We start from the raw sequence: 7,527 nt of genomic DNA, 5'->3' as shown, positions 1-7,527 counted from the left end.
ACATATCCGTTGGCATACCTTTTCTTTTGAATGGCTCTAGCCTTCGTTCTGCCGAATCTACCTGTACTTCACACCTCATCTTCTGTTAAACATGACGCGCGCAGGAGTATTGGCGGGATGGTTTCGGGATACGTGCTTCCGTCATTCCCATCCTTGGTTGTAAAGTTAAGATTACTCGTGTAATCTCCTGTTTTTCGCACTGTTTGGTGCTTATAGCAGAACTTGTCGTACTTACCCGTTAGTTCAACAATGTAAGTCAAATGGACTTTTTTAACTATCCTGTCATTTTAGAACAACATGCTCTAACCTTAATTCAACAGGTAGCTTAAAAATAATGTAATTAGCAGTCCACATTTGTGATTCAATAATGAGCTTATCTCCTGTTCCCTTTGATTCAAATACATATCCAGAGCCGATTTGCTCTAAAAAAGTAAATCCACCTAATGTATTGAACTGTTTTATGAGTTCATTCCCAAAAGTTTCTTGACTTCCTTGATAAATATACCAATTGAAGTTGTCATTATTAGTAAGATACCTGATATCATTGTGTCTATTTGAAATCTTCTCATACGCTTCCTTCTTCGTTAAGCCCTCGACTGGTAAATCAGGTAAGTAGAACCTTGATTTTATTATGGTGTTCCCGAGAAAGAACAATAGAACAGCAAACATCAATATCGCAAATACAATGATATATTTTTTAGACAATTGGGGTATCTCCTTCTTGGGGGGGGGATTACAATATAGACGTATCATGTCTAAAAACGTTGCATTCCCTTAATACAAATTATTGGAGGCTTCTCAATTAATCTGCCCGTTACTTGAATGAAAAAGAGGGAGATGCTTATAATATCAGCTCCACTATCGTTCTGCGTTTATCGAAACTTTTACATCTCTCATAGAGGATGTGATAAAAACTCAGATCTTATTTTTTATTATCAATGGCTTTTTTGCGTCTAAAATAATGGAAACCATACCAAGTCCTTCGATAGAATTCCTTGTATCAAATCGAAAAGATCTTCCTATCTTTCCATCTACTTCGTTCCAGTAAATATAATGAAAATCTCCCTTTTCATCACAATATTCCAACAATGATACTTCAAACCCGGCTTTTTCAAATACTTCTACGAATGTCTTCGCGTCATAAACTATTTTGTGAGTTGCCGCCGGATGGTCAGCTGGACCAGGACCACMGACTTGAACAATCTGTTGGTACCTTTCGTTATGGAAATTTTTATCCGGAACGGCACAACGAATGTACCCACCTGGTTTTAAAAACTCATAACAATGGTTCGCAGCTACAATCCCCTCCTCATAAGTTAAGTGTTCCCACACGTGTTCAGCCAACAGCGCATCAATACTCCATGGTTTAAATAAGGCGTTCCAACTTTCCAAAGAAAGTAAATTTAACTCATCCTCTTGTGTACTGAGCCAACCATCATAGTTTGTTCTTCCTGCACCAATTATAACTTTCATCTAAATACCACCATCCCGATTTCGTATTAATTAATTACAGTGTAACGCTTAGAAATAAGGATAAGAATGGATTTTTGTTAGGTTACTATGGTTATTTGTTATTGAAGATAACTGCCCAATAGCTTAATGAGACTGCCCATCAATTATGCGGCAGCCTCACTTTGTAGTTTATTGAACGTTCCTCGTTAGAGCTGAACAATCCATTATTCGATCCACTGTCTTGGTCCCACAGTATGGAAAAGGAGCTGTCTTTCATCATTTAATGCATCCTCAATGCGCTTACAAGTGAAATCACTAATCGGTTTAGGTAGTTCATCTCTTGAACAGAATCTGCATTCTAAAATTTCAGGCGAGCTTGGCTGTGGTATTTGATTAGTTTCGTTATTCGCAATGAAAACGAAGTGATGCATGTCATAGTTCGGATCGTAGTATATACCAGTTAATTGCCCAATACCGACTTCTAACCCTACTTCTTCGTGAACTTCTCTTTTTGCAGTTTCCTCCGCTGACTCATTCTCCTCAGCTTTTCCTCCAGGCAGATCCCAATTATTTTTGCCATAACTATGTTTTACCAATAATACTCTACCCTCACAATCCAAAATAACTGCTGCTGCACCAATTAACTTAGGCAATGTGATGCCCCCTTATAATTATTGACTACTTACTTATAGACGGAAATAAGTGGAAATAGTTTTAAGTTCACCACGCTTTTCTGCCCTCTAGTTGAATAGCAAAAAAGAGACCCACAGCAACGGGCCGAGGGTCTAAGGTTTATATTTTAAAGGGGGTCGAGTTTTAATATAGGCTTAATTCATTAATATCACATGAATGTAAGATTTCAATTATGTTACATTCGCTTAACTCTCGTTCGCCGATAGCTTAATTTAATACTTGAATCATAACCTTAATCTTCTTAAACACTTGAATCAAGCGTCTCTGTGTTTCACTGAAAAGTGTTCCATTCCTTTTGGCAACCTCTTTTTCACCAAACTCACGTTTTTCTATATGTGATGTGTATCTCAGCTCGATTTGAATTGCTTCAACATTATCTAAAGCACCATAATGTGAAACAGTATAGCCACCTGTTAACCCCTTTTCGTCAATTTTGACTACAAACCCTTCTGAAACAAATGCTTTATAGACAAGGTTTAAAAAACTCCTTGGAACAAGTCTTGCCCTCGCATGTACCTAACACCACATCAGCCGTAGATTGTATATAAAAACTATGCAGATCCATTAAGAACACTCTATTATTTTCCTTTAGAGCTCTCTTAATTTCCTCTGCTAATCGATTATGATATGGCATATATATCGTCTTTATTCTATTCGTGATTATCTCATCTGATAGCGGAGAATCATATATTTCCTTTCCGAAAGTCGATTTCCTGTAGATTAACGATCTAGTGTACTCATCATGAAGATGCTTGTTGCTAATATCTCTGTTAACGTCTATCACATATCTACTATAGTTGGCTGATAATTTTGTAATATCTAATTCCTCAAGAAAATCGTAAAGCTCATTCAAAAACCAATCGTTGTTTGCCAACAATGTCGCAGATTTCTTATTTTCTCTCATTTCAGAAGTAATCTGAGATGAACCATGCGGAATACTTGCTATTAAAGCAGAAATAGAGCTACTTCTTTTGATTTCAATCGGATTCACTCTAGTTATCGCCTCGGCCTTTTTTCCTTATTTACTACAAAAGTTGGGTTTAGAGCATTTAGTAAATCCCTCGATACTGTTACGCAATCCTGCCGTTACTCGAGAAAAGGCAACCAATCCACCTGGTTTGGCTGCCTTTTCATGTTGCTCTTGAACACGCGTCCCCAGTTAGTTTAGTCCCATGAGTATTTGTTTTGCATAAGAATCCCAGTCTGCTTTATCGGTGTTTATCTCTAAAGTGGGGATAAGCGATTGTTTAGCACACATACGAAGCTTTTTCTGATCATCTAAAAACTTCTGACACGCCTCTGTTACCGTGAGGTGGTTTTTCATTACATAGTTTCTCCAAGCTTCGCCCCGACTCTCAATATATCTAGGCTCTACAGCATCTCGGGATAAGGTTAAGAGCACACAATGTGCATTCAGCCTTGATAAACGTTTTTCCATCATTCCAATTTCTGCAGAATTTATAAAGGCCGCTCGATGATTCACATTGAACCTCTCTAAAAGAAAAAATACACCGTTGGATGCTTTCGTATGACCAAGTGAATCAATCCATTCGAATTGCTGCTCAAGATAATCAACATGACGATTTAATAGCTGAATATGTTCATCCTTGTTCATGGATCTTAATATACCTTGGTATGAATGCAAAACTTGCGAGTAGTGTTCACTTATTGCAATTAACGTCTTTTCACCATTGTTTGTTTGGCTGTGTAATCTCTTTATTGCAGAAAATACTGATGTTTTTCCAGTGGTAGACAATCCTTCAATAATTACTCCCCGAATCATATTTCACCTCACGCTATAACCTTATACGTTCTGGTTAAACTATCCCGCCGTTACTTCAACTTGCAACGGCAGCCGATCGTGTGCTAGCTGCCGTCATGTTGATTATTAAACTAAAGTGTACACTAAATTGAATAGGGTAAATTCAAAAGAGCAGGTATTTCTGGATGAAAATTAGTTACTTTTAAAATAATATTGTACTCTTTAAATTTAAAATTAAGATGATCATCCCGCATAAATAACGGCACACCTTTTTCTGAAAGTTTTTTACTAACCCTRCTAACAAAATCTRTACTACTTACTCCGAATATGACATTCATAGTAGGTGGTAAAGCAACCATTTCTATTGGTATCCATCTTCTCTTTTTTGAAGGAATGACMATATGCGATGTACCGCCTATTGCAAAAGTAAAGTCATCTCTTACTTTATCGAGTCTTAGCTCTAAAATGTCTACAAAAAATTCTCTAAATTCCTTAACGCTATCTGCCGGAAATCCAATTTCTCTAAGGTACAGTAATTTTAAGTCTCCTGCTGGGGAAAGAATTCCTTCCCTGACATAATGATGTGTGATAATCACTAGCAGATTACCATCACCATCTCGGAAGTAAACGTTTTTGCCGGTTTCGAAGTCATCAATAAATCTGCCATCAGACCATTTTAAAAGTGCAATCCCCTTACTTTTGAGCAAATTGACCACATTTTCAAATTCTGAAAGTGGCACTTCAAAAGCCAAATGAGCTGGAGATATTGGTTCCACAACTTCTTTAAACGATAATTTAAAGTTTTCAGTTGGTTGGAAACATATTTCGTTCTTAGTTTCAAGTATAATTGGGAATTGCAGTTGCTCGCAGTAAAATTGTTTAACCCCTTGAATGGAGACCGTGTTTAATTGAAGTTGTTCGTAATGAGTAATTATAATGATAGCCTCCTTTATCAACTATCGCTCATTATATCATACATTTTATTCCATTAAACTGCCCTTCAATAACAAAAAGAGACCCACAGCAACGGGCTGCGTGTCTAAGTTTATATTTTAAAGGGGGTCGGTCTTTATTATAACCCTTAATGATTAATACCAGATGTAAATAAGATTTCAATCGTGTAACATTTACTCAACTCTCGTTATTTGTTTAAACCGAAATATTCTCCATTCCATTTCACAGAGTTTTTTAAGTTGCTGACGGGAATGGTTAAATAGGCTATTTGTAACCCACGTTCGAATTCAATGCTCCTGTACTCGTTTAATGGAGCGCCGAAGTATGCGGCATCAAACCAATATCGTGCTGCCCCTGATATGTGCGCAATCAAATTAGTTATACTGTTACTCTCGGGTGTCGGTGACCAGGAGATATCCTCTTCAGATAACTGCTCGATCACAATGTGAGTCCATTTCTGGTCTGCTTTGTATTTCCTCAAGAGATGGTCAATCACTATATTTGAACTGTCCAAAACACTTCACACTCCCATATTTCCCCTCAATTTTTAACAAACATTCGTTTGTATGCAAATGACAACAAGGTTCTCTTCTACCCAAACTCGAGTCAAGGGACAACTACGCAATCCTGCCCGTACTTCAGTAAAATAGGGATCGTCAGACTGCGGGAGCCGGAGATCMCTATTTAAGTATCGTTCGCCGTTAGCTCAACGAAAGTTGGGAGGTAATCATTATCAATTCGAAATAGATTGTCGCTCCCTTTGGAAAGTACTCACCGGGGTGCGGTTAAAAGACCATGGATCATTTTTACCCTTCATTCGTTAACCAAGAGGCACATCATCCAAGATCACACCAATTTCCGAAACACCATCCACTGAATCGCCATAGTCATATCTTGCGGTAATCTTTCCCTTCTTGTATACATAGCCTTGAAAAAATGATTCGCCTGTCGGTGAAAATCCTGCCGATTCCAATGTGGTTTGCAGCGATTTTATATGAGCGTCTCTACTATTAATATTAACGTAGAAGCGAAACACCAGCTCATCCAAAAAGGTAATAACTATCTTTTTCGGAGGAGTTCCAATCGGTATGCTGAAATCCGGCGCTATATCCTTATATACATTTACAACCTTATTGATGAGAGATGGGTCAAACACATATTTTACCTTGGGCTCCGCCTTTATGTCGGGTAAATTTCCATCTGATGAATTCGCGTAGACCACTGTCAAATCGTCATCTATGCCGTGTACAACCGACCATGTCATGAGAGTGTTATCGCTTGWGCGGCCATAAACATCATTCTCCGTTTTGCCAAAAATCTTGTTGATTAAAGCGCTATCGGTAATCGGTCCATAGCCCGCATCTGAAAGCATTTGTGGAACATCTAAGAGTTGACTTGTAAGTTTGTATACGAATGTCAGTTTTTGATAGTTGCCTTCAATCATCACCACATTAGGCTGTGTATCGACTAACGCCGGCGCATTATTGTAAGCAGCAATAACTTGGTCGAAGTATGATGTATCAAAGGCAAGCAGCCTGACATCGGCTGATATTGGTGTAACTTCTGACTCTGTAGGTGTTGCTGTGTCAGGCGCAGGTATAGTTGACGTTATCGGTGTATTCGTGGAAGTCGGAAAGGGATTTGTACATCCAGTTAAAATAGTAATGGTCAAAACAAACAGACAAATTTTAATCTGAAATTTTTGCATATCATTCCCCCCTGTATAAAACTCAGCTTCCTTCATAACCCATATATTGGAAGAGGAAATTGAAACTGTTCAAAATACTGTTTTGGATTGGATATACCGCTCTCGATATAGATATTTGCCCACTCTTTTATACATCCTCAAATAAGCTTTTTCATTCATGGCAGGAGATAAGCAAATTATATCATCCCATATCCCCTCTCTGTGAAGAAGTTCTAGCATTAAATATTTATTGACATATAGTTCTTTCCCTCTATAAAACCAAGACTATCATACACAGGTTTAGCCATATCAGACGAATGTAGCAGGATTTTTCTAATTCCTTGTATCTTCAAATCCTCTATTGCTTCACTAATAAGTTTGGATACTATACCTTGACGACGATAATTTGGGATTGTGAAAACATTAGCCATGTATGCAACCAATCCAGAAGGGTTTTCAAATCGTGGTAAAAATCGACATATGCAAAAACATACCGTTGATACAACTAATCCATCGTCATCAGCAACCCATACAACGAGTGACTTGTCTGATAATGAGGATTCAAAATAGTTTCTAAATGTTTCATCCATATTACTGTTGTCCTCATGACATAGCAATATCTTACGAAATTTTATTAACTGCGGTATATCGGTTGTAATAGCTTTTCGAAACAGCACGATTGACTTCCTCCCTTTGAATGGAGACCGTGTTTAATTGAAGTTGTTCGTAATGAGTAATTATAATGATTGCCCCCTTTATTAATGATTGCCCATTATATCATACATTTTATTCCATTAAACTGCCCTTTAGCGCAACGAGGCTGCCGATCTATACCGGCAGCCTCGTATTGGTTGCTTAAACCAAAGGGTAATCAACTACAATAWCATTTTCCAGTATACCATCCAGCGATTTAACAAATTCCTGATGAACGGGATGCGGACCATATGAACGCAGCGACGCAAGGTCTTCAAACGTTACC

10 protein-coding genes are annotated in these 7,527 nt (G+C 37.9%); all 10 read right to left on the bottom strand.

Translation table 11 applies throughout. The features are described from left to right. Nucleotides 1-282: 282 nt before the first annotated feature. Nucleotides 283-705: a hypothetical protein gene (locus AB4114_RS35275; RefSeq protein ID WP_441992600.1), complete on the bottom strand. Its 423-nt coding sequence runs from the start codon at nt 703-705 to the stop codon at nt 283-285. A 210-nt stretch (nt 706-915) separates the two neighbouring features. Continuing rightward, nucleotides 916-1,473 (bottom strand): class I SAM-dependent methyltransferase, encoded by a 558-nt coding sequence (locus AB4114_RS35270; RefSeq protein ID WP_441992599.1) that lies wholly within the window; start codon nt 1,471-1,473, stop codon nt 916-918. A gap of 203 nt (nt 1,474-1,676) precedes the next feature. Further along, the gene (locus AB4114_RS35265) at nt 1,677-2,105 is read right to left on the bottom strand and encodes an NUDIX hydrolase (RefSeq protein WP_441992598.1); all 429 of its coding nucleotides are present in this window, start codon (nt 2,103-2,105) and stop codon (nt 1,677-1,679) included. A 503-nt stretch (nt 2,106-2,608) separates the two neighbouring features. After that, complete coding sequence (locus AB4114_RS35260) at nt 2,609-3,136, bottom strand: N-formylglutamate amidohydrolase (protein WP_441992597.1); 528 nt, start codon at nt 3,134-3,136, stop codon at nt 2,609-2,611. A 168-nt stretch (nt 3,137-3,304) separates the two neighbouring features. Beyond that, nucleotides 3,305-3,928 (bottom strand): hypothetical protein, encoded by a 624-nt coding sequence (locus AB4114_RS35255; protein ID WP_441992596.1) that lies wholly within the window; start codon nt 3,926-3,928, stop codon nt 3,305-3,307. Between the two features lie 122 nt (nt 3,929-4,050). Further along, on the bottom strand, nt 4,051-4,863 hold the full coding sequence (locus AB4114_RS35250; protein WP_441992595.1) for a VOC family protein: 813 nt from the start codon (nt 4,861-4,863) through the stop codon (nt 4,051-4,053). Nucleotides 4,864-5,048: 185 nt separating this feature from the next. Next, nucleotides 5,049-5,357, bottom strand: coding sequence for a DUF1572 family protein (locus AB4114_RS35245; RefSeq protein WP_441992602.1), 309 nt, complete (start codon nt 5,355-5,357; stop codon nt 5,049-5,051). A gap of 324 nt (nt 5,358-5,681) precedes the next feature. Next, on the bottom strand, nt 5,682-6,569 hold the full coding sequence (locus AB4114_RS35240; protein ID WP_441992594.1) for a hypothetical protein: 888 nt from the start codon (nt 6,567-6,569) through the stop codon (nt 5,682-5,684). 218 nt (nt 6,570-6,787) lie between these two features. Next, nucleotides 6,788-7,225, bottom strand: a complete 438-nt coding sequence (locus AB4114_RS35235; protein WP_441992593.1) for a GNAT family N-acetyltransferase — start codon at nt 7,223-7,225, stop codon at nt 6,788-6,790. A gap of 178 nt (nt 7,226-7,403) precedes the next feature. Next, the coding region (locus tag AB4114_RS35230; RefSeq protein WP_441992601.1) for a Dabb family protein at nt 7,404-7,527 on the bottom strand (124 nt) is incomplete at its 5' end.

The sequence above is a fragment of the Paenibacillus sp. 2RAB27 genome (assembly GCF_052115445.1).
Taxonomy (GTDB): Bacteria; Bacillota; Bacilli; order Paenibacillales; family NBRC-103111; genus Paenibacillus_E.
This window is presented reverse-complemented; position numbering and strand designations above follow the sequence as displayed.

Excerpts from the sequence above, each read along its gene's own strand:
- AB4114_RS35255 (WP_441992596.1), bottom strand. The coding sequence starts at position 3,928 with ATGATTCGGGGAGTAATTATTGAAGGATTGTCTACCACTGGAAAAACA.